We start from the raw sequence: 20,938 nt of genomic DNA on the forward strand, positions 1-20,938 counted from the left end.
TGCTGCGACCCGGCACGCGGAGCCCCGATGAACGTCGGGCCCCGCACCACGGGAGGTGGCGGCGGGGCCCACGGTCGACCGATCCGGCGCCCACCTGCGTGGGCACCTCCACCCCCGGGCGGACCCTGGGGCGGCTGGACCGGACCCGCTCACCTGGACGGTGGACGGGTGGGAGCCGGGGCTCCACTTGCCGCTCGACGGACGCGAAGCACCCACCGAGCTGGTCGCTCTGGAGACAACGTACCACCGCGCTGCGGTGTTCCCCGACGCCGGCCCTCACGCGGCGGGCGCGGCGAGCCCCCCGACCAGGGCGTGGGTGGCGTCGTCGAGCGTCGCGCGGGCGGTGTCCCAGCTGTCGTCGGCGGGCTGTTCGCTCAGCACGGCGACGAGGTAGGGCGAGGTGGCGGCGGGCCGGCCGGTGGTGTGCAGGAACAGCGGACCGTCCTGCATCCAGCCCTGCTTGGCCTCGACGCCCGCGGGCCGCGGGGTCTCGAGCAGACCGAACGACTGGTCGAACCCGTCGGCCCCGGACGGGGCGGCGTCGCCCAGCGCGCCCGTGACCGTGGCCCGGTCCGGGGCGTCGAGCGCGGTCAGGGCGTAGCGGTAGACGGCGAGGACGTCGCGCGCCGACGTCGTGGTCTCGCCCCACTCCCCCGTGTCCGAGGGCGGCTGGGTGTCCTGCAGGTGGGCCAGCGACACGACGTCCTCGACGGTCGCCACGTCGCCCCAGCGCTCCCACAGGTCGTCCATGGCGCCGTCGTCGCTGCGGGTCAGGGCGGCCTGGACGTCGTCGGTGTCGGCGGGGGTCAGGGTCGCGCCGGTCTCGGCGCGGTGCAGCACGTCGACCACGGTGTAGAGCTTGACCACCGACGCGGACTCGAACGGTCGCGCGCCGTCGGTGCCGAGGGTGACCGGCCCGTCCGTGCCGTCGGCGACGGCCACGCCGAGCATCGTCCCGGGGTGCCGACCCGCGACCGCATCGGCCGCCGAGACCGCGGCGGGCACGTCGGCGGCCGGGACCGCGGTCGGGGCCGGGCCCGGGGTCGGGGACGGGGTGGGGACGGCCGTGGTGGGCGGCGCCGGCGTGCCCGGGGGCCGGGTGCCGCGCAGGGGCGGGGACACGCGCCGTGCCGTGATCGCGCCGGGGCCGGTGACAGTGCCGTGCACGCGGACCTGCGCGCCGACCGGGAAGGCCGTCACCGGCTGCGGCTGGCGGCTCGTGCCGAAGGCCGTCTGCGGGGTGAGGGTCACCGTGTAGGTCGTCGCGCCCGCGCGCACCGTCCACCTGCCGGCCTGCTCGGCGACGACGGTGCCGCTCACGACGTGCTCGGACCCGTCCCGCCGGCGCGGCTGCGGCGGGGACTGCGGCCGTGCCGGGGCCGAGCAGCCCGCCGCGACGGCGAGCAGGAGGAGGGCGACGAGGGGTCGCCAGAGAGTGGTCATCGCCGCAGCGTCGCGCCGCCTGCTGATGGCCGGCTGAGGAGCGGCCGCCCGCGGGCGGTTCTTCAGCGGAGCGTCAGCCGGCCTTCCTCGCCCGGCTCTTGCGCACCGGGCCGGCGTCGGGCTCCACGAGGCCCGACAGGAACTGGCCGGTGTAGCTCTCGGGCACCGCCGCGATCTGCTCCGGCGTGCCCTGGGCGACGACGGTGCCGCCGTTGTTGCCGCCCTCGGGCCCCATGTCGACGACCCAGTCCGACACCTTGATGACGTCGAGGTTGTGCTCGATGACCAGCACGGTGTTGCCCTTGTCGACCAGACCGTTGATCACGCCGAGGAGCTTGCGGATGTCCTCGAAGTGCAGCCCCGTGGTGGGCTCGTCGAGGATGTAGATCGTCCGGCCCATCGAGCGCTTCTGCAGCTCCGAGGCCAGCTTCACGCGCTGGGCCTCGCCGCCGGACAGAGTCGGCGCGGGCTGGCCGAGCCGCACGTACCCCAGGCCCACCTCGGTGAGCGTCTGCAGGTGCCGGTGGATCGCGCCGATCGGCTTGAAGAACTCGGCGGCCTCCTCGATCGGCATGTCGAGGACCTCGGCCACGTTCTTGCCCTTGTAGTGCACCTCGAGGGTCTCGCGGTTGTACCGCGCGCCCTTGCAGACCTCGCAGGGCACGTACACGTCGGGCAGGAAGTTCATCTCGATCTTGATCGTGCCGTCGCCGGCGCACGCCTCGCAGCGGCCGCCCTTGACGTTGAACGAGAACCGGCCGGGCCCGTAGCCGCGCACCTTCGCCTCGTTGGTCGACGCGAAGAGCTTGCGCATGTGGTCCCACACCCCGGTGTAGGTTGCGGGGTTGGACCGCGGCGTGCGCCCGATCGGGGACTGGTCGACCCGCACCAGCTTGTCGAGGTGCTCGAGCCCGGTGACGCGCGTGTGCCGGCCCGGGACCTGGCGGGCGTTGTTGAGCTTGTTGGCCAGCACCGTCGCCAGGATGTCGTTGACCAGCGTCGACTTGCCCGACCCGGACACCCCCGTGATCGAGACCAGGCAGCCCAGCGGGAACGACACGTCCACGTCGTGGAGGTTGTGCTCGCGGGCGCCGACGACGCCGACCTGGCGCTTCCTGTCGATCGGGCGGCGGATCTCCGGCACCGGGATCTGCTCGCGGCCGGACAGGTACGCCCCGGTGAGCGACTCCGCGCTCTTCTCCAGGCCCGCGACCGGCCCGGAGTAGACGACGCGCCCGCCGTGCTCGCCCGCGCCGGGCCCGATGTCGACCACCCAGTCCGACGCGCGGACGGTGTCCTCGTCGTGCTCGACCACGATGAGGGTGTTGCCGAGGTCGCGCAGGCGCGACAGCGTGTCGATCAGCCGGCGGTTGTCGCGCTGGTGGAGCCCGATCGACGGCTCGTCGAGCACGTAGAGCACGCCGACGAGGCCGGAGCCGATCTGCGTGGCCAGCCGGATGCGCTGCGCCTCGCCGCCCGACAGCGTCGCCGCGGCGCGGGCGAGCGAGAGGTAGTCGAGCCCGACGTCGAGCAGGAACCCGAGGCGGGCGTCGATCTCCTTGAGCACCGCGCCGGCGATGACCTGCTCGCGCGGGCCGAGGACCAGGTCCTTCATGAACTCCGCGCAGTCGGCCACCGAGAGTGCGGTGAGGTCGGCGATCGAGCGGTCGCCCTGCGACTCGTGCCGCAGCGTCACCGCGAGGATCTCGGGCTTGAGGCGCGTGCCGCCGCAGGCCGGGCACGGCACGTCGCGCATGTAGCCCTCGTAGCGCTCGCGGGCGCTGTCGGACTCGGCCTGGTCGAGCCGGCGCTCGAGGAACGGCACCACGCCCTCGAACGAGGCGTAGTACGAGCGCTCGCGGCCGTAGCGGTTGCGGTAGCGCACGTGCACCTGCTCGTCGGACCCGTGCAGCACCGCCTTCTGCACCCGCGCCGGGAGCTTGCGCCACGGTGCGTCCATGCGGAACCCGACCTGCTCCGAGAGCGCCGTGAGCAGGCGGGTGAAGTACTCGGCGGACTGGCCGATCGCCCAGGGCGCGATGGCGCCGTCGGCGAGCGAGAGCTCGTCGTCGGGCACGAGCAGCTCGGGGTCGACCTCCTTCTTGATGCCCAGGCCGTGGCAGGTCGGGCAGGCGCCGTAGGGCGAGTTGAACGAGAAGGCGCGGGGCTCGAGGTCGTCGACCTGGAGCTGGTGGCCGTTGGGGCACGCCATGCGCTCGGAGAAGCGGCGCTCGCGGTCCGGGTCGTCGTCGGGGAGGTCGACGAAGTCGAGCACGAGGATGCCCTCGGCGAGGCGCAGCGCGGTCTCCACCGAGTCGGTGAGGCGCTGCTTGGCGCTGGCCTTCACCGACAGGCGGTCGACCACCACCGCGATGTCGTGCTTCTCCTGCTTCTTCAGCGTCGGCGGCTCGGCCAGCGGATACACCGTGCCGTCGACGAGGACGCGCGAGTAGCCCTGCCCCTGGAGCTGGCTGAACAGGTCGACGTACTCGCCCTTGCGCCCGCGGATCACCGGCGCGAGGACCTGGAAGCGGCGGCCGGGCTCCATCTCGAGCACCTGGTCGACGATCTGCTGCGGCGTCTGCTTCGAGATGATCTCGCCGCACGTCGGGCAGTGGGGCGTGCCGGCGCGGGCGTAGAGCAGGCGCAGGTAGTCGTAGACCTCGGTGATGGTGCCGACCGTCGAGCGCGGGTTGCGGCTCGTGGACTTCTGGTCGATCGACACCGCGGGCGAGAGGCCCTCGATGAAGTCGACGTCGGGCTTGTCCATCTGCCCGAGGAACTGGCGCGCGTAGGCCGACAGCGACTCGACGTAGCGGCGCTGGCCCTCGGCGAAGATCGTGTCGAACGCCAGGCTCGACTTGCCCGATCCCGACAGGCCGGTGAACACGACCAGGCTGTCGCGGGGCAGGTCGAGATCGACGCCGGTGAGGTTGTGCTCACGGGCGCCCTGGACGACGAGACGATCGACCACGTGCAGGGCCTCCTGGCCGGTAGCGAGACGCGCCGGGGGTGCAACACGCGACGTCGAATGTCTCTTCCCCCGGTCCACCCCATGCTAGGAGCGACCCCCGACAACGGCCCTGCGACCTCGGTGCCGCGCGACCGGTCGGGCCCCAGGGGCGACGACCGGTTGCGCCGTGGGGGTGGTCAGTCCGGGTAGCGGCGGGCGTACGCGGTGGGCGGTTCGCCGAACAGGTCGGCGAAGTCCCGCGACAGGTGGGCCTGGTCGGCGTAGCCGAGCTCGGCGGCGAGGTCCGCCCAGTCGACGGCCGGTCCCCCGGCCTCGAGCCGGGCGGTGACCTCCTGGAGCCGGTAGCGGCGGATCACCCACTTCGGCCCGGGGCCGACGTGCTCGGCGAAGAGCCGCTGCAGGGTCCGGACGCCCAGCCCGGACCCGGCCGCGAGCCGGTCGACCCGCGCGATCGTCGGGTCGGCGGCCACGCGGGCCACCAGCGCCCCCGCCTCCCGGGCCGCCGGGCCCGGCCCGTCGGCGGGCAGGCGGGCGCGGAGCCAGTCGGCCATGACCCCCGCCCACGCCGGTCCGCCCGCGAGGGACGGGAGGTCGCCGGCGTCGAGCTCCCGGTCGACCAGCCGGCTCACCGGCGCCCCCGCCAGGGCTCGGAAGACGCCGGGGCGGAAGGCGGCGCCGACGACCGAGCTCCGGCCGGCCAGCTCGCGGACCATGTGGCGGCTGCGCGGCCCGACGACGCGCGGGGTCCCCCCACCGATCACCGAGACGTGCACCTGCGGCAGCGGGACGATCTTCTGGGCGTAGGGCTCGGCGTAGTCCCACGACGCCGTCCAGATCCGTTCCACCCACGGCGCGAGGTCCGCGTCGGGCTCGTGCACGGCGATGCGCTGCGCGGTGCGCCAGTGCCCGCCGAGCTCGCGGGGATCCCGTTGCCGCACTGTCGCGTTCCTCCATGACCGGCCGGTGCCGCCGTCGCTAGCGTCCCCGCCCGTGTTCCCCGACTTCGCCCCCCGCCCCCACATCGTCGCCGCCGCGGCCGCCCCGCACGCGGATCTCGTCGCCGAGGCGGCCGGGCAGCTCGACGCGCTCGTGCCGTGCGAGGGCTGGACCGTCCGCGACCTGGCCGAGCACCTCCTGACCTGGACCCCGGTCCTCGCCGGCGCCGGTCGGGGTGCGCCCCCGGAGCCCGCCTCCCGCGCCCTGGGCGACGACTGGCCCGACGTGCTCGGCCGGGAGCGCGCGGACCTCGTCGCCGTCTGGAGCGACCCGCAGGCGTGGACGGGCACCACGACGATGACGAGCTCGGAGCTCCCCGCACCGGTCGTCGGGACGATGGCACTGTGCGAGCTCGTGCTGCACGGCTGGGACCTCGCCGCCGCGGTCGGACGTCGGGTGAGCTGGGACGACGCGCTGCTGGAGGAGGTCCACGAGGCGCTCGCCCAGCTGACGCCGCTGGGACGGCAGATGGGGGCGTTCGGGGCCGCCGTGGACGTGCCGCCCGACGCGCCGATGCTCGACCGCGTCGTCGCCCTCGCCGGGCGCGACCCGGGGTGGCGGCCCTGAGGGCACCATGGTCGGCATGGACGAGGTGGACCCGGCGGACCTGAAGCGCCTGCGCTCGCGCACCTGGGGCGAGGACGCGCCGGCCGACTGCCGGCACCGGTCCGTCGCCCTGGGCGAGGACGAACTGCCGCGCTGCGAGCAGTGCGGCGCGGTCCTCTCCCCCGACGCGCTGCGGCGGGCGGGCTGGAAGCCCGAACGGCGCTAGGCTCCCCGGCCGTGGACCTCATCGACGACTACACCGGCCACGTCGAGCCCGGCGGCCCCGCCGCCCGCCGCGACCTCCAGGACGTCTCGATCACCAAGGTGTCGGTCGGGCCGATGGACAACAACGCCTACGTGCTCGTGGACCACGGCTCCGGGCAGGCGCTGCTCATCGACGCCGCCAACGAGACCGACCGGCTCCTCGACACCGTCGACACGGTGGCCGACCGCGACCGGGTGACGAGCCTGGCGACCACCCACAAGCACTGGGACCACATCCAGTCGCTGGAGGACGCCGTCCGCGCGCTGTCGCCGACCACCTACGCCGGCGCCGCCGACGCCCCCGAGCTGCCCGTCGCGCCCGACCACACCGTCGGCGACGGCGACACCGTGTCCTTCGGCGGGTCGCAGGTCGAGATCATCCACCTCGACGGCCACACCCCCGGGTCGATCGCCCTGCTCTACCGCGACCCCGCGGGCTCCGGGCACCTCTTCACCGGCGACTCCCTCTTCCCCGGCGGCCCGGGCAAGACCGCAGGCCCGGACGAGTTCCGGTCGCTGATGGACGACCTCGAGGCGAAGGTCTTCGGTCGGCTGGACGACGCCACGCACGTCTACCCCGGCCACGGCGACGACACGACGCTGGGCACCGAGCGCCCGAAGCTCGGGGAGTGGCGCGAGCGCGGCTGGTGAGTTTCGCCGCCCGCCGTCAGCCGCCCGGGCAGCCCGCCGCGAGGGCGGGCTCGGTCGGGTAGCGGTAGGAGGTGCGCTCCCACGCCCCGGTGAGGTTGGCCCAGAACCGCCCCGCGGTCAGCGGGTCCCGCACCGAGGCGAGCACCTCCTGCGTGCGCGGGCAGGACACCGCGCGCCGGGCGGCGTCGAGCTCCGCCGGGTCGAGCCACTGCGGGTCGGTCACGCCGGCGTCGGCCAGGTCCCAGTAGGCGGGCAGGTCCTTGTCGTGCCCGATCCGCCCGTTCGGGAGGCTCGTCGAGTGGGCGGCCAGCGGGTTGGTCAGCCCGACCGCGTCGTGCACGCGGACGTCGAGGGGCGCGAGCTCGCCGGTGACCCCGAGGTTGAGCCAGACGATGGTCGACGGCGTCCCGGGCGCCTCGCGGAAGAGCGTCCAGCCGTCACCGGGACCCCGCAGCACGAACGTCCCGGGCGGTGCCGCCGCGACCGTCGCCGCGCCGGAGGGGGCGACCGGGTGGCCGAGGTAGTCGTCGGTGGTGATCGGGTGCGGGTTCCCGGTGATGTTGACGTAGTACATGCGCTCGTTGGCGATGAAGTCCGGGCCCAGTTCCTCGCCGTAGTCCGGCCGCAGGCCCGCCAGGCACACCAGCGCCCACACCGCGATCACCGCCACGGCGGGCACCACCTCGCGCCGCCACGGGACGGCCATCACGGGCAGGACCAGGCAGAACAGCGCCGGGAGCAGCATGCGGGCGTGCATGAAGTCGCCGCCCACCCGCGTGACGTAGAGGGCCAGGAGCGCGGCGGCGACCGGCGGGGCGGCCGCGACGGCGAGCGTGACGCGGCGCAGGGCGGCGTCCGGCACGGCGTCGCGTGACGCCAGGAGGAGCGTCAGCCCGAGCACGGCGAGCACCGCCAGCGGCACCCAGAGCACGTAGGTGCCGACGGTGTCGTCGAGGTAGCTCAGGCCCTGCTCCCAGCGCGGGCTGGAGGCCTCCTTCGCGAGCGCCGTGGAGGGCACCAGGAGCCCGTAGTACCCGGCACGGAAGACCTCGTAGAGCAGCGGGAGCACCGCGGCCGCCCCCGCCGCCCCGGCCAGTCGCGGCCAGCCCCGAGGTGCCTCGAGCAGCACCGTCGCGACGCCGACGACGATCGCCACCAGCGCGAGATCCGGGCGGACCAGCGGCGCCAGGCCGAGCACGACGGCGAGCGGCCACAGGGCGCCGCCCGCACCCCGGCGGCGGGCCTCGAGGCGACGCACCAGCATCCACCACACGAGGCCGAGCCAGCCGACGATGAGGCCGGTCTCCAGCCCGGAGGTGCCGAAGTCCCAGAAGGGCGGGAGGGCGACGACGACGAGGGCGCCGCACGGGAGCATGCGCGGCGGGACCCCCCAGAGGCGCCGCGCGGCGTCCAGGGCGAGTCCGAGGCCCGCGACGGAGAGCACCAGCCCGAGCACGACGGCCGACCAGTTGAGTGCGGCGCCGGGCAGGAGGCCGGGGAGGGCGAGCAGGGCGGTCCAGAGCGTGGAGGTGTTGGCCTCCACCCGCTCGCCCGCGTTGAACACCGGACCGTTGCCGATGGCGAGCTGGCGCACCGTGCGCAGCACGATCAGGCCGTCGTCGCTGATCCAGCGCCGGTGCCACACGAGCACGGCGAACACGGCGACCGTACCGCCCAGCACCACCGCGTTCCAGCCGGGCCTCCACCGCGCCGGGGCCGACGCCCGTGGTCCCGACGGCGCAGGCCTCGCCTCGCCGACCTCCGCCGTCACCGCACCGATGGGTCCGCTCCCCGCCGCTCGACCAGACGGACATGCAACCACGGGGGCCGGGCGGCCCCGCCACGGAGGTCGTCGGACGCGCGCCCTGTCCCCCGTCCGGACGAACTGCGCTAACGCTTCGTCCGCTCGCGCCGATCGAGCACGTGACAACGTCGCAACGCAGCAGTCGGGGGCAGGGTCAGATGTCGGTGCAGGAGAGCACGCCGCGCAGCGGCCGGTCGAAGGTCGTCCTCGGGGTGGTCGGGGCCGTGATCGTGGTGATCATCGTCCTGGCGATCCTCGTGCTCACGGGGGTGACGCGAGGGCTGTTCGCCAAGGACATCGACCGCACGGTCCGCAACGACGTCGACGCCAGCGGGCTGGTCGCGCAGGTCGTCGGCTACCAGGACTCCTTCCGCGGCGGGACGCTCGCCGGCGGGCAGGTCGACCTCGACGTGCAGATCGACCAGGCCGCCCTCGGCGGCGGGGACCTCGCGGCGCAGCCGGCGACGATCGTCATGCGCAACTACAGCTGCCCCGGCGCGGACAGCGCGGCCGCGAACGCGCTGATCACGGTTGACGGCGCGGACCCCGCCCACGTGCAGGCCCGCTCGCCCGAGTCCGGCGGCGGCGTCGCGCTCTCGGGCACGTTCGAGATCACCGGCGTCACGCCGGCCCAGCCCGTCGCGCAGCTCCCGGTCGGCGACGACCCGGTGCCGCAGTGCCGGATCGACCTGGCTGCCCGCTGACCTGCTCCGAGACCGAACCGTGACGCGGTTGATCGTCCTCGGCGGTACCTCCGGCGCCCCGCGCTCCACCACGCTCGGACGACCAGGGTCGACGAGGACGGGAGCGCGGGGATGCGCGAGGACATCGAGTTCGACGCCGAGGGCGTGACGCTGCGGGGCTGGTTCTACGCCCCCGAGGGCGACGCGAACGGCGGCCATCCCTGCGTGGTGATGGCCCACGGCTTCTCGGCGGTGAAGGAGCAGCACCTCGACGACTACGCCGAGGTGTTCGCCGCCGCCGGGCTGGCCTGCGTCGTCTACGACAACCGCGGGTTCGGCGCCTCCGACGCCGCGCCGGGCAAGCCGCGCCAGGAGATCGACCCGTGGGAGCAGATCCGCGACTACCAGCACGCGGTCACCTACGCCCAGGGCCGCGACGACGTCGACGCCGACCGGATCGGCGCCTGGGGCTCCAGCTACTCGGGCGGGCACGTCTACGTGCTCGGCGCGATCGACCGTCGCGTCAAGGCCGTCTCCGGGCAGGCGCCGCTGGTCTCCGGGCGCCGCGGCTTCGAGTCGCTCGTGCGGATCGACGCCTGGGGCCCGACGTGGGAGGCGTTCGCCGCCGACCGCCTCGAGCGCGCCCGCGGCGGCGAGCCGGCGATGATGCCGGTGGTCACCGAGGACCCGACGGCGCCGGCCGCGCTGCCCACCCCGGACTCCTACGAGTGGTTCACGCGCACCCACCGCGACCGCGCCCCGTCCTGGCGCAACGAGGTGACGCTGCGGTCGGTCGAGCTGCTCCAGGGCTACGAGCCCCGCGCGTTCCTGCCCCTGATCTCCCCGACGCCGGTGCAGATGGTCGTGACCCCCAACGACCGCCTCATCGCCGGCGAGCTCGCCGCCGCGGCCTACGAGACCGCCGTGCACCCGAAGAAGATCGTGATCGCCCCGGGCGGCCACTTCGACGCCTACCAGGGCCCGGGCTTCGAGATCACCTCGGCCGCCGCCCGCGACTGGTTCGTCGAGCACCTGCAGGCCGGCAAGCACTAGCCGCTCCGGGAGGCAGCCCACCCCGTCCAGCGGGTGACCTCGACGGTGAACGCCGGGCCCTCCGGCGGGTCCGCGCGGTGCTGGGGGTAGCGCGCCCCCAGCGCCGCGCGGGCGCGGCCGAGGACGTCCCCGTCGTCGGTCACCGTCGCCGTGCCGTCGGCGCGCACCCACCACAGGGCGCCCCAGTCGTCGTCGTAGCGGTCGACGAGCAGCGACACCGCGGGATGGTCGGCCATGTTGCGCAGCCGCTTGAGGTCGCGGTGACGCTTCGGCTTCTGGTCGACGGCCATCAGCACGGCGTCGCCCTCGACGGCGAACACCACGGGCACGAGGTGGGGCCGCCCGTCGGCCGACACCGTCGCCAGGCGCGCGACGCGCGCCGCGGCGAACCGGCGGCGCGCGTCGTCGACGTCGAGCGTGGGCACGGGGTCAGTCCACCAGCGTCGCCAGCTCGTCGAGCTCCTTCAGGACGGTGTCGCGGTCCGACGAGCTCACGCCGTAGATCGCGCGCTCCAGACCGATGCGGCGGTAGCCGTCGAGCGCCTCGGACGACGTCTCGGCCCCGAACAGCGACATCGGGATGCGGCCGCGGCCGGCGTCGGCGGCGCGCCGCTGGAGGGCCTCCGCGCGCTGCTCGAACTGGCCGATGTTGTCCGGCCCGACGCGCTGGGGCAGCCACGCGTCACCGAAGTCGAGGACGCGGTCCTCGACGCCCGGCCCCATCCCGCCGACGTACACCGGCGGGTGCGGATCCTGGAGTGGCTTCGGCCAGGCCCAGCTGCGCTCGAAGTCCACGAACTCGCCGTGGAACTCGGCCTCCTCCTGCGTCCACAGCGCCTTCATGGCGTGGACCTGCTCGCCCATCTTGCGCATCCGAGTCTTCGGGTTCGTGCCGTGGTCGGCCATCTCCTCGCGGTTCCAGCCGCCGCCGATGCCGAAGAGGAACCGCCCGCCCGACAGGCGGTCGAGGCTCGCGACCTCCTTGGCGGTGTGGATCGTGTCCCGCTGGATGACCAGGCAGATGCCGGTGGCGAGCTTCAGCGTCGACGTCGCGGCCGCCGCGGCGGTGAGGGCGACGAACGGGTCGTAGGTGTGCACGTACATCCGCGGCAGGTCGCCGCCCCCGGGATAGGGCGACTCGCGCTTCGTCGGGATGTGGCTGTGCTCGGGGAACCAGAGCGAGTCGAAGCCCCGGTCCTCGGTCTCCTTGGCCAGCTCGGCCGGGTCGATGGCGTAGTCCGTCGGGAACATCATGATGCCGTGGTCCACGTGCGGCGGGTTATCCCCGCGACGGCCGCGTCATGCTGGGCCATGCTGGGAGGCGATGGACTCCACCCGCGTCGACCGCTGGCTGTGGGCGGTGCGCCTGACGAAGACCCGCGCCGACGCCGCCGAGGCGTGCCGCGGCGGGCACGTGCGCGTCAACGACACCCCGGCCAAGCCCGCGACGCCGGTCAAGCCGGGTGACACCGTCCGCACGCGGGTCTACGAGATCCCGCGGATCGTCGAGGTCACCAAGGTGATCGAGAAGCGGGTCGGCGCGCCCGTCGCCGTCACCTGCTACGTCGACCACACCCCGCCGCCCCCACCGCCGGAGGAGCGCCCCGCGCCGGTCGCCGTGCGCGACCGGGGTGCGGGACGCCCCACCAAGCGGGACCGCCGGATGATCGACGCCCTCCGTCCGGGAGCTCCGGGCGAGGACCCGTCAGGCGGCGGGTAGGGGCGGGATGTCCGCCGAGAACGACCGGGTCGTGAGGCCCGCGCCGCCGATCCACGGCTCGAAGCCGGCCTGCACGCTCGTCATGAACCACTCGGGCTTCGCGACGCCCCGGTTCTGCGCGTCGGTGACGAACTGGTCGAGCGGCAGGTCGGTGACCTCGTCGGTCGGCTCGTGGCGCACGTAGGTGATCGTGGGCAGGTCGATCGCGCCGAGCCACACGTCCCACGTCGTGCCGGCGATCTGGACCTCCGCCCTCTTGTCCCCGATGGGCTGGACGCGGTCGGTGTGGCGCAGCCAGATCATCAGCTCGAGGCCGGTCGGCCGGCCGTCGCGGCGCGGCGTCGGGTCCATCCAGAGGTCGTAGGCGACGTTGTAGTCGCCGGTCGGCGGCACGGTGACCGCCCAGGAGGACGTCAGGCCGGCGAGCTGCGAGACCGGCCGCGGGAACGGGGTGTCCTTGGTGCAGTTGCCGTAGTTGCAGCCCCAGACGATCGACGGGTACGCCGCGGGCTCGTTCTCCTTGTGGTGGTCGGCGGGGTCGACGACGAAGCCGGTGTCGAAGGCCGTGACGCACTGCGGGGTGTCGGCGCCCCACACGTCGTTCTGCACCTCGTACCGGCCGCCCGCGACCGGCGTCGAGCCGAACTTGTCGCAGACGCGCACCCCGTCGACCCGGGGCGTGGTGGCGCTCGCCGGGGCGCCGCCGAGCAGCACCGCCAGCACGACCGTCATCACCACGAAGATCCCGCTCGTCGACCGACGTCGACCGTTCATCTCTGGCCATCCTCGCTGCTCGACCGTTCGGCGCAGCTGAAGCTACGTTCGCCGCGGCCGGAGCGGGAGTGGCCCTCCCTCGTTCGGGAGCAGCACGGATGGGTGTTCCTGTGGGTGACGCGCCGGTTCAGACCCCGTTGCGGGTGAGGGCGAAGGCGTCGGTCGACAGGCCCTCGCCCCCGATCCAGGGCTCGAAGCCGGCCTGGATGTTGGTGAGGAACCACGAGGGCTGCACGACGCCGCGGCGGGTGGCGTCGCCGACGAACTCGGTGATCGGCAGGTCGAGGACCTGCGCGGTCGGCTGGTCGCGGACGTAGGAGATCACCGGCGTGCCCTGGTTCTCGCCGGTCCAGATCGTCCAGCTCGCGTCCCCGATGCGGACGCTGCCGCGCTCGGCGCCGATCGGCTGGACGCGGTCGGTGCGGTCCAGCCAGATCATCAGCTCGGCGCCGGTGTTGGCCCCCTCGCGCCGCGGGGTCGGGTCGAGCCAGACGTCGTAGGCGACGTTGTAGTCGCCGCGGCGGGGCACCGTCACCGCCCAGCTGGAGCGCACGTCGCCCATGTCGGCGACGGGCCGGGGGAAGGGCGAGCCGCGGGTGCAGGTGCCGTAGTTGCAGCCGTAGACGATCGACGGGTACGCGGCCGGACCCGAGTCCTTGTTGTGGTTCGCCTGCACCACGAAGCCGGTGTCGAACGCGGTGGTGCACTGCGGGGTGTCGTCGCCCCAGGCGTTGTTCTGGACCTCGTAGCGCCCGCCGGCGACCGGCGTCGACTGGGTCTTGCCGCAGATGCGCGGGCCGTTGCGCGAGCCGATCGCCGGGAGCGGGGCGAGGAGGCCGGCCGGTCCGTCGTCGTTGGGCACCGCAGCGGGCGCGGGCGTGTCCGGGGCCGCCGGGGCGGGCGTGTCCTGACCCACCGGCGCCGTGACCGGCAGCGGCGGCAGGTCGTCCCCGGCCGTGGCGCACCCGGCGAGCGCCAGCGCGAGCACGGCCAGCACCGCGGCGACCAGGCGGCGAGTCTCCCCCATACGGGCGAGGCTAGCGAGGTGCTCGCGAGGTCCCGGCGCCGGTCCCGGGTCGGGTGGCGAGCAGAGCCCCGACCTCCGCGCCGTGGTCGTGCAGGGCAGCGAGGACGTCCGGCGGGGGCACGTCGCCGCTGATCACGGCCGCGGCGAGGGCGGCCGCGGCCGGCGCGGTCTCGATGCCGGAGCCGCCCTGGCCGGCGAAGAGGTGCAGGCCCGGGTGCTCGGGGCGGTCGCCGATCACCAGGGCGCGGTCGGGCGCGAAGGTGCGCAGGCCGGTCCAGCTGGTGACCACCGAGCGCAGCCCGAGCGTCGTGACGGCGTTGACGGCCTCGAGCGCGCGGGCGACGTCGAGCTCGTCGGGACGCGGGTCGCCGGGCTCGGCCGGGGTCTCCTCCGACGGCGAGACGAGCAGGTGCTCGCCCTCGGGCTTGGCGTACCAGCGCTCGGCGGCCGAGACGACGAACGGGTCGTCGCGGCGCACGGGCGCGCCCGCGGGCACCCGGGCGATGGCGATGGTGCGGCGCAGCGGGCGCAGGCGCAGCGGCGGGGCGCCGGCGAGGGCGAGCAGGTGGTCGGTCCAGGCGCCGGCGGCGAGGACGACGGTGTCGGTGTCGACGTGCTCGGTGTGTCCCGGGGAGCCCAGGCCGACGCGCCAGCCCGAGGCGGTGCGGGCCAGGGCCGTCACCGGCGTGCCCGTCCGGATCGTGCCGCCCCGGTGGCGGAGGGTCCGCCGGTAGTGCTGGTGCAGGCCGAGCGGGTCGGCGTCCTGCGCGCCCTCGACGACGCCGGCGGCCCGCAGGGGCTCCGGGCGCAGCACAGGCCAGCGGGCGACGGCGTCGGCGACGGGGAGCTCGTCGAGGGTCTCGAGGTCCCGGATGGCCGCCCGCAGGAGCCGCTCCTCGTCCTCGTCGTGCGCGACGCGCAGGACCGGGCGCGGGCGCAGGAACGGGTGGCCCGCCTCGGCGGCGAACGCGTCGAACCGCGCTCGGGACGCGGCGATCAGCGCCCGGGCGGGCGGGCGTCCATGGCCGGGGATGTAGCTCGCGGCCGAGCGCCCGGTGGTGTGCCGGGCGAGCTCGGGCTCCCCCTCGACGAGCAGGACGTCACGCCCACGCGCCAGCTCCGCGGCCACCGACATCCCGGCGATGCCGCCGCCGACGACCACCACCCCGTGTGAGCGCTTGCGTGGGCCATGGGCCACGGAACCACTCACGGACGGAGGTCGAGCCCGAGGTCGAGGACCGGGGCCGAGTGGGTGAGGGCGCCGACCGCGAGGTAGTCGACGCCCGCGGCGGCGTGGGCCGCGGCGGTGTCGATCGTCAGGCCGCCGGAGACCTCGAGGCCGGTGCCGGGCGCGCGGGCGTCGCGGCGGGCCACCGCGTCGGCCGTTCGCGCCGGGGTGAAGTTGTCGAGCAGCACCAGCTCGACCCCGAGCCCCAGCGCCTCCTCGAGCTGCTCGACCGAGTCCACCTCGACCTCGCACGGCAGGTGTGGCGCCGCCGCGCGGGCGGCGGTGAGGGCCGCGGTCACCGAGCCGGCGGCCGCGACGTGGTTGTCCTTGATGAGGATCGCGTCGCCCAGGGACATCCGGTGGTTGACCCCGCCGCCGCAGCGCACCGCGTACTTCTGCAGCGCGCGCATCCCGGGCACGGTCTTGCGGGTGTCGCGGATGCGCGCCTGCGTGCCGGCGACGGCGTCGACCCACGCCGCCGTCGCCGTCGCGACCCCCGAGAGCTGCCCGAGCAGGTTGAGCGCCGTGCGCTCGGCGGTGAGCAGGGTGCGCAGCGGCGCCCGGACGGCCAGGGCGACGTCGCCGGCCGCGAGCCGGTCGCCGTCACGCCGGGCGTCGAGGATCTCCAGCTCGGGCCCGCAGACCCGCTCGAGCACGCGGACCGCGACGCCGACGCCCGCGAGCGTCCCGGCGGGGCGGGTGCGGAACTCGCCGACGGCCACGGCGCCCTCGGGCACGCAGGCCGTCGTCGTGACGTCCGGGCCGTCGCGCAGGTCCTCGTCGAGGGCCCGGGCGACGACGGCGTCGACCTCGGCGGGGTCGAGGGTCGCCGGCAGCGTCGTGACGGTCATGCCGCACCTCCGTGGCGGGCGTCGGTGACGCCGACGTGGAGGCGGCCGTCACCGTCGAGGACGACGGTGCTCGACGCGCGCTGCCAGTGGTCGTCGGTGGTCGGGTGGTCGTGGCGGACGTGGCAGCCGCGGGTCTCGGTGCGCGACCCGGCCGCGGCCAGCAGGGCGTGCGCAGCGAGGGTGAGCGCCGCGTCCTCGACCTGGGCCCGGGAGCGGGGCACCCGCAGGGCGCTCGCGGCCTCGATCGCGTCGGAGGCGGCGGCCAGGCCCGCGGCGTCGCGGCCGATCGCCGCGCCCCGGGTCATCGCGGCCTGGAGCACCGGGCGGTCGGCCACCGGCACCGGCACCGGCGCGGGATCGGCGGCCGGGGCGAGGCGGCGGGGCCCGGCCAGCGCCTCGAGCACGTCCGCGGCCGCCTGCCGGCCCACGACCAGGCCCTCGAGCAGGCTGTTCGACGCCAGCCGGTTGGCGCCGTGCAGCCCGGTGCGCGCGACCTCGCCGGCCGCCCACAGGCCCGCGACGCCGGTCCGGCCGCGGGTGTCGGTGACGACGCCGCCGCAGGAGTAGTGCGCGGCGGGCCGGACGGGCACCGGGTCGCGGGCGAGATCGACCCCGATCGCGGCGCAGGAGGCGGCGACGGTCGGGAAGCGCGCGGCGACGTCGGGGACCCCGGTGGCGTCGAGCCAGACGTGCCCGGCACCGAGCTCGCCGATCCGACGGGTGATCGCCGCGGCGACGACGTCGCGGGGCGCGAGGTCGCCGAGCGGGTGGACCCCCGCCGTCACCGACCGGCCCGCGGTGTCGCGCAGGACCGCCCCCGCGCCGCGCAGGGCCTCGGTGACCAGCGGCGCCCGGCCCGTGGCGGCCGGGCCGGTGAAGAGGGCGGTGGGGTGGAACTGCACGAACTCGACGTCGGCGAGCGCCGCGCCGGCCCGCAGCGCGAGCGACCAGCCGTCGGCCGTCGCGACCGCCGGGTTGGTGGTGGTCTCGTAGAGCCCGCCGACGCCCCCGGTCGCGAGCAGCACCGCAGGCGCGGCCACGCGCCCGACCGTGCCCGCGCCGTCCCGGACCTCCAGGCCCCGCACGGCACCGTCGGCACCCGTCAGCACGGCGACCGCGGCGTGGCCGGCGAGCACCGTCAGCTCGGCACGCCGGGCCGCGGCGACGAGGGCGCGCTCGACCTCCGCGCCGGTCGCGTCGCCGCCCGCGTGCACGACGCGGAACGCCGACAGCACGACCTCGCGGCCGCGGGCGAGCTCCCCCGGCTCGCCGTCGAAGACCGCGCCCGCGGCGCGCAGCGCGGCGACGGCGGCCCGCACCGCGGCGAGGATCGTCCCCGCCGCGCCGGCGTCGACGAGCCCGCCGCCCGCGGCGACCGTGTCGGCGAGGTGGGTGGCGACGCTGTCGCCCTGCTCCTCCGAGACACCGTCACCCACCACGACCGCGATCCCGCCCTGGGCCCAGCGGGTGCTGCCCTCCTCGGGCGCGTCCTTGGTCACGACGACGACCCGCAGCCCGGCGCGCGCGGCCTCCAGCGCGGCGGTCAGCCCGGCGACGCCGGAGCCGACGACGACGAGGTCGGCCGTCACCTCCCAGGCGGTCACTCCCCACCCCCGGGCCGCCCGATCTCGATCATCCGCTGGACGGCGCCGCGGGCACGGGCGGCGGTGTCGGCGTCGACGTGGACCTCGTCGCGGCCCTCCACCAGCGCCCGCGTCAGCGCGCCCGGCGTGATCATCTTCATGTACCCGCACGACGCGCGGTCGTTGACGGGTCGGAAGTCGACGTCGGGGTTGGCCCGGCGCAGCTGGTGGAGCATCCCCACCTCGGTGGCGACGAGGACGCTGCGCCTGGTGGTGTTCTTGGCGGCGTCGAGCATCCCGCCGGTGGACAGGATGTGGACCTGGTCGGCGGGCACCGCGCCCGCGCCGGCGAGGTAGAGCGCGCTGGTCGCGCAGCCGCACTCGGGGTGGACGAACAGGTCCGCCTCCGGGTCGGCCTGCGCGCGGGCGGTGAGCTCGGCGCCGTTGATGCCGGCGTGGACGTGGCACTCGCCGGCCCAGACGTGCAGGTTCTCCCGGCCGGTCTCCCGTCTCACGTGGGCGCCGAGGAACTGATCGGGGAGGAAGAGGATCTCGCGGTCCGCCGGGATCGAGCGCACGACCTCGACGGCGTTGGACGACGTGCAGCAGACGTCGGTCTCGGCCTTCACCGCGGCGGTGGTGTTGACGTAGCTGACCACGACGGCCCCGGGGTGTTCGGCCTTCCAGACGCGCAGCTCGTCGGCGGTGATCGAGTCGGCGAGGCTGCAGCCGGCGCGGGCGTCGGGGATGAGCACGGTCTTGTCCGGCGCGAGGATCTTCGCGGTCTCGGCCATGAAGTGGACGCCGCAGAAGACGATCGTGCTCGCGTCGCTGGCGGCGGCGATGCGGCTCAGGGCCAGCGAGTCGCCGGTGTGGTCGGCGACGTCCTGGATCTCGGGACGCTGGTAGTTGTGCGCGAGCACCACGGCGTCGCGCTCCCGGGCGAGCCGGCGGATCTCCTCGGCCCAGCCCGGGCCCGCGGTCAGCGGCTCGACGAGGTCCGTGGCTGCGGTGACGGTCATCGCCGTCTCCTCCCCCGGCAGCCCCTCGGCGTCGAGGGCGACCGGTCTCGGTAGTTTTCGCCTCTTGGTCGAAAACATGGCCGACCGTACCCGGCCCCCGGGCCCTCGCGCCAGGTCTCCGTCACGGCGGGTGGCGAGCACCACGGACGCGCCGGCGACTGAGTGGCGTTGCGGACACTGAACGTCAGCGGGGCCCCACCGCTGACACCGCCTACGATCACTCTCCGTGGAGAGCAGCGGCGAGGCGGGGACGTACGCGCACGACGTGCTCGCCGTCGTCCTGCGCATCACCGAGGCCGTGCCGAGCGTGCTGCTCTGGCAGCGGGCGCGGGAGCCGCAGGCCGGGCGCTGGTCGCTCCCGGCCGGGCGCCTCGGGCCCGACGAGGACGTCGAGGCCTCGGTGCGCCGCCACCTGGCCGAGAAGGTCGACCTCGCCGAGGTCGCGCACGTCGAGCAGCTCGGCGTCTTCTCCGACCCCCACCGCGGCCCGCCGCCGCGGCGCGTCGCGACGGCGTTCCTCGGACTCGTGCCCACCGACGCCGATCCGGCGGTCCCCGACGACACCGCCTGGCACCGCGTGGACGCGCTGCCGCCCACGGCGTTCGACCACGGCGTCATCACCCGCGACGGGCTCGACCGCCTGCGCGCCAAGCTCTCGTACACCAACATCGGGTTCGCGCTCGCGCCGGCGACGTTCACCGTCTCCGAGCTGCGCGACCTCTACGCCGCGGCGCTCGGCCACCGCGTCTCGGCGACCAACCTCCAGCGCGTCCTGACCCGCCGCGGCGTGCTCGTCCCGACCGGCGCGACCGCCGCCCCCGGCCCCGCCGGTGGCCGCCCGGCCGCGACGTTCCGGTTCTGCGAGCACGCCCTGCGCGTCACCGACCCGTTCGCCGCGCTGCGCCCACCGGGCGACGGCGGCTGACCGGCCCGGCCGTTCCGCGCGTCGCCGTCCACCCGGCGGGGTACGCCTCGGGGTCGTAGCGTGAGCGCCGTGGTCGAGACGCTGCCCCTGTTCCCCCTGGGGACCGTGCTGCTGCCGGGCGCGTCGCTGCCGCTGCACATCTTCGAGCCCCGCTACCGCCAGCTGACGATCGACCTGGTAACGGGCACGCTGCCCGGCAAGCAGTTCGGCGTGGTCGCCGTGCGGGAGGGCTGGAGCCCCGACGACGGCCGCGACGGCCTGCACGACGTCGGCTGCACGGCGACGCTGCGCGAGGTGCGGCGCCTGCCCGACGGCCGCTTCGACATCCAGACCACCGGCGACCGCCGGTTCCGCCTCCTCGACGTCGACGAGACGGCGGCCCCGTACCTCGTCGCCAACGTCGAGTGGGTGCCCGACGACGAGGGCGACGAGGAGAGCGACCTCGCGCCGCTCGCGATGGCCGCCCGGGCGGCCCACCGCCGCTACTGCACGACGGCCTGGCGCCAGCAGGGCGGCGGCGACGGGGAGATGCCCGCCGAGCTCACCGAGGAGGCGGCGTCGGGTGTCGCCGGCCCCGAGCTCGCCCACATCCTCGCCGGCGACTGCCTGCTGCCGCTCTCGGACCGCCAGGAGCTGCTCGAGCAGACCTGCCCGATGGAACGCCTGCAGCTCATCCGGCGCTCGATGACGCGGGAGGCCGTGCTGCTCGGCGAGCTGCGCGCGGTGTGGGCGCCGAGCGTGAAGTTCGCGGTCGAGCACAGCCTGAACTAGCGATGGACCTGCCCGTCCCCGCCCTGGAGTTCCTCGCCCACGTCGAGGTCGAGCTCGGCGAGGTGATGGACCTCGGCACCACCGACGCCGGTCACCGGCGCATCGTCCCGATCACCGGCGGCACCGTGCGCGGTGAGCGCTTCTCGGGCGTGGTCGTCCCGGGCGGCGCCGACTGGCAGGTGGTCCACGACGACGGCGCGGTCGTCGTCGACACCCGCTACACGTGGCGGGCCGACGACGGCGCGCTCGTGCACATCCGCACCGCCGGCGTGCGCGCCGGCCCGGCCGCGGTGCTCGACGCGCTGGCCCGCGGCGAGGACGTCGACCCGGCGACGTACTACTTCCGGGTCTCCGCGACGTTCGAGACGTCCGCGCCGCGGTACCGCTGGATGACGCGGGTGCTGACGGTCGCGGCGGCGCGACGCACCCCGTCGGCCGTGGTGTACGACGCCTACACGCTCACCTGACCGTCGCCCTCGCCCGGACCCGAGCCGTGGCCGTCCGGACCCCGTGAGTGACGAGACCCAACCTCGGCCCGCGCTGTACCCGCTGGTGACGCGGCGCCCCGATCCTGCACTCCCCCGACGGCGACCGACGGGGCCGCCGTCCGAGGACCGAGGAGC

At 75.2% G+C, this 20,938-nt stretch carries 21 protein-coding genes; 9 read left to right on the forward strand and 12 right to left on the reverse strand.

The genetic code is table 11. The features are described 5' to 3' along the window. Positions 1-276: 276 nt before the first annotated feature. The 3 genes from ABD994_RS23760 to ABD994_RS23770 form a co-directional block, all read right to left on the reverse strand. Entirely contained in the window at positions 277-1,443 is a 1,167-nt protein-coding gene (locus ABD994_RS23760; RefSeq protein ID WP_345421201.1) for a serine hydrolase, read from the reverse strand. A 73-nt stretch (positions 1,444-1,516) separates the two neighbouring features. Beyond that, positions 1,517-4,417: an excinuclease ABC subunit UvrA gene (gene uvrA, locus ABD994_RS23765; RefSeq protein WP_345421204.1), complete on the reverse strand. Its 2,901-nt coding sequence runs from the start codon at positions 4,415-4,417 to the stop codon at positions 1,517-1,519. A 176-nt stretch (positions 4,418-4,593) separates the two neighbouring features. After that, complete coding sequence (locus ABD994_RS23770) at positions 4,594-5,355, reverse strand: helix-turn-helix domain-containing protein (RefSeq protein ID WP_345421208.1); 762 nt, start codon at positions 5,353-5,355, stop codon at positions 4,594-4,596. Between the two features lie 52 nt (positions 5,356-5,407). Here ABD994_RS23770 and ABD994_RS23775 point away from each other — a divergent pair, with 52 nt between their 5' ends. From ABD994_RS23775 to ABD994_RS23785, 3 genes are read left to right on the forward strand one after another with little or no spacing between them, the layout of a single operon-like run. After that, positions 5,408-5,980 (forward strand): TIGR03086 family metal-binding protein, encoded by a 573-nt coding sequence (locus ABD994_RS23775; protein ID WP_345421214.1) that lies wholly within the window; start codon positions 5,408-5,410, stop codon positions 5,978-5,980. A gap of 16 nt (positions 5,981-5,996) precedes the next feature. Then, on the forward strand, positions 5,997-6,185 hold the full coding sequence (locus ABD994_RS23780; protein ID WP_345421217.1) for a hypothetical protein: 189 nt from the start codon (positions 5,997-5,999) through the stop codon (positions 6,183-6,185). An 11-nt stretch (positions 6,186-6,196) separates the two neighbouring features. Further along, entirely contained in the window at positions 6,197-6,874 is a 678-nt protein-coding gene (locus tag ABD994_RS23785; protein WP_345421221.1) for an MBL fold metallo-hydrolase, read from the forward strand. A 16-nt stretch (positions 6,875-6,890) separates the two neighbouring features. Here the strand turns inward: ABD994_RS23785 and ABD994_RS23790 are convergent, their stop codons facing one another. Then, entirely contained in the window at positions 6,891-8,645 is a 1,755-nt protein-coding gene (locus ABD994_RS23790; protein ID WP_345421223.1) for an arabinofuranosyltransferase AftB family protein, read from the reverse strand. A gap of 191 nt (positions 8,646-8,836) precedes the next feature. Here ABD994_RS23790 and ABD994_RS23795 point away from each other — a divergent pair, with 191 nt between their 5' ends. Next, on the forward strand, positions 8,837-9,382 hold the full coding sequence (locus tag ABD994_RS23795) for a hypothetical protein (RefSeq protein ID WP_345421226.1): 546 nt from the start codon (positions 8,837-8,839) through the stop codon (positions 9,380-9,382). A 111-nt stretch (positions 9,383-9,493) separates the two neighbouring features. Next, positions 9,494-10,414, forward strand: a complete 921-nt coding sequence (locus ABD994_RS23800; RefSeq protein ID WP_345421229.1) for an alpha/beta hydrolase — start codon at positions 9,494-9,496, stop codon at positions 10,412-10,414. Here the strand turns inward: ABD994_RS23800 and ABD994_RS23805 are convergent. After that, complete coding sequence (locus ABD994_RS23805; RefSeq protein ID WP_345421232.1) at positions 10,411-10,839, reverse strand: TIGR03668 family PPOX class F420-dependent oxidoreductase; 429 nt, start codon at positions 10,837-10,839, stop codon at positions 10,411-10,413. The two genes, ABD994_RS23800 and ABD994_RS23805, sit on opposite strands and share 4 nt — an antisense overlap. Before the next feature lie 4 nt (positions 10,840-10,843). Further along, on the reverse strand, positions 10,844-11,683 hold the full coding sequence (locus ABD994_RS23810; RefSeq protein ID WP_345421235.1) for an LLM class F420-dependent oxidoreductase: 840 nt from the start codon (positions 11,681-11,683) through the stop codon (positions 10,844-10,846). 55 nt (positions 11,684-11,738) lie between these two features. Here ABD994_RS23810 and ABD994_RS23815 point away from each other — a divergent pair, with 55 nt between their 5' ends. Beyond that, positions 11,739-12,134 carry an RNA-binding S4 domain-containing protein gene (locus ABD994_RS23815; RefSeq protein WP_345421238.1) on the forward strand — a complete coding sequence of 132 codons (396 nt, stop codon included), beginning with the start codon at positions 11,739-11,741 and terminating at the stop codon, positions 12,132-12,134. On the opposite strand, the gene ABD994_RS23820 is transcribed toward ABD994_RS23815, so the two are convergent. The 6 genes from ABD994_RS23820 to nadA form a co-directional block, all read right to left on the reverse strand. Beyond that, positions 12,120-12,908, reverse strand: coding sequence for a GH12 family glycosyl hydrolase domain-containing protein (locus ABD994_RS23820; protein ID WP_345421241.1), 789 nt, complete (start codon positions 12,906-12,908; stop codon positions 12,120-12,122). The two genes, ABD994_RS23815 and ABD994_RS23820, sit on opposite strands and share 15 nt — an antisense overlap. 127 nt (positions 12,909-13,035) lie before the next feature. Continuing rightward, complete coding sequence (locus ABD994_RS23825; protein ID WP_345421244.1) at positions 13,036-13,935, reverse strand: GH12 family glycosyl hydrolase domain-containing protein; 900 nt, start codon at positions 13,933-13,935, stop codon at positions 13,036-13,038. A gap of 10 nt (positions 13,936-13,945) precedes the next feature. Next, the gene (locus ABD994_RS23830; RefSeq protein WP_345421247.1) at positions 13,946-15,100 is read right to left on the reverse strand and encodes an NAD(P)/FAD-dependent oxidoreductase; all 1,155 of its coding nucleotides are present in this window, start codon (positions 15,098-15,100) and stop codon (positions 13,946-13,948) included. Positions 15,101-15,141: 41 nt separating this feature from the next. After that, the gene (nadC, locus tag ABD994_RS23835) at positions 15,142-16,014 is read right to left on the reverse strand and encodes a carboxylating nicotinate-nucleotide diphosphorylase (RefSeq protein WP_345421249.1); all 873 of its coding nucleotides are present in this window, start codon (positions 16,012-16,014) and stop codon (positions 15,142-15,144) included. Next, a complete protein-coding gene (gene nadB / locus ABD994_RS23840; RefSeq protein ID WP_345421252.1) occupies positions 16,011-17,618 on the reverse strand; it encodes an L-aspartate oxidase in 1,608 nt (535 codons plus the stop codon). Before nadB ends, nadC begins: the two co-directional genes overlap by 4 nt. After that, positions 17,615-18,619: a quinolinate synthase NadA gene (nadA, locus tag ABD994_RS23845; protein WP_345421255.1), complete on the reverse strand. Its 1,005-nt coding sequence runs from the start codon at positions 18,617-18,619 to the stop codon at positions 17,615-17,617. Before nadA ends, nadB begins: the two co-directional genes overlap by 4 nt. Before the next feature lie 226 nt (positions 18,620-18,845). On the opposite strand from nadA, the gene ABD994_RS23850 reads away from it, so the two are divergent. From ABD994_RS23850 to ABD994_RS23860, 3 genes are read left to right on the forward strand one after another with little or no spacing between them, the layout of a single operon-like run. Further along, on the forward strand, positions 18,846-19,544 hold the full coding sequence (locus tag ABD994_RS23850) for an NUDIX hydrolase (RefSeq protein WP_345421258.1): 699 nt from the start codon (positions 18,846-18,848) through the stop codon (positions 19,542-19,544). A 60-nt stretch (positions 19,545-19,604) separates the two neighbouring features. Then, positions 19,605-20,315: an LON peptidase substrate-binding domain-containing protein gene (locus ABD994_RS23855; RefSeq protein WP_345421261.1), complete on the forward strand. Its 711-nt coding sequence runs from the start codon at positions 19,605-19,607 to the stop codon at positions 20,313-20,315. A 2-nt stretch (positions 20,316-20,317) separates the two neighbouring features. Continuing rightward, entirely contained in the window at positions 20,318-20,782 is a 465-nt protein-coding gene (locus tag ABD994_RS23860) for a DUF3237 domain-containing protein (protein WP_345421264.1), read from the forward strand. Positions 20,783-20,938: the final 156 nt, after the last annotated feature.

The organism is Actinomycetospora chlora (assembly GCF_039542135.1).
Classification (GTDB): Bacteria; Actinomycetota; Actinomycetes; order Mycobacteriales; family Pseudonocardiaceae; genus Actinomycetospora; species Actinomycetospora chlora.

What these genes read in the sequence shown, in the direction of transcription:
- ABD994_RS23760 (WP_345421201.1), bottom strand. Translation starts at nt 1,443, where the DNA reads ATGACCACTCTCTGGCGACCCCTCGTCGCCCTCCTCCTGCTCGCCGTC.
- ABD994_RS23780 (WP_345421217.1), top strand. Translation starts at nt 5,997, where the DNA reads ATGGACGAGGTGGACCCGGCGGACCTGAAGCGCCTGCGCTCGCGCACC.
- ABD994_RS23795 (WP_345421226.1), top strand. Translation starts at nt 8,837, where the DNA reads ATGTCGGTGCAGGAGAGCACGCCGCGCAGCGGCCGGTCGAAGGTCGTC.
- ABD994_RS23800 (WP_345421229.1), top strand. Translation starts at nt 9,494, where the DNA reads ATGCGCGAGGACATCGAGTTCGACGCCGAGGGCGTGACGCTGCGGGGC.
- ABD994_RS23815 (WP_345421238.1), top strand. Translation starts at nt 11,739, where the DNA reads ATGGACTCCACCCGCGTCGACCGCTGGCTGTGGGCGGTGCGCCTGACG.
- ABD994_RS23820 (WP_345421241.1), bottom strand. Translation starts at nt 12,908, where the DNA reads ATGAACGGTCGACGTCGGTCGACGAGCGGGATCTTCGTGGTGATGACG.
- ABD994_RS23825 (WP_345421244.1), bottom strand. Translation starts at nt 13,935, where the DNA reads ATGGGGGAGACTCGCCGCCTGGTCGCCGCGGTGCTGGCCGTGCTCGCG.
- nadC (WP_345421249.1), bottom strand. Translation starts at nt 16,014, where the DNA reads ATGACCGTCACGACGCTGCCGGCGACCCTCGACCCCGCCGAGGTCGAC.
- nadA (WP_345421255.1), bottom strand. Translation starts at nt 18,619, where the DNA reads ATGACCGTCACCGCAGCCACGGACCTCGTCGAGCCGCTGACCGCGGGC.
- ABD994_RS23860 (WP_345421264.1), top strand. Translation starts at nt 20,318, where the DNA reads ATGGACCTGCCCGTCCCCGCCCTGGAGTTCCTCGCCCACGTCGAGGTC.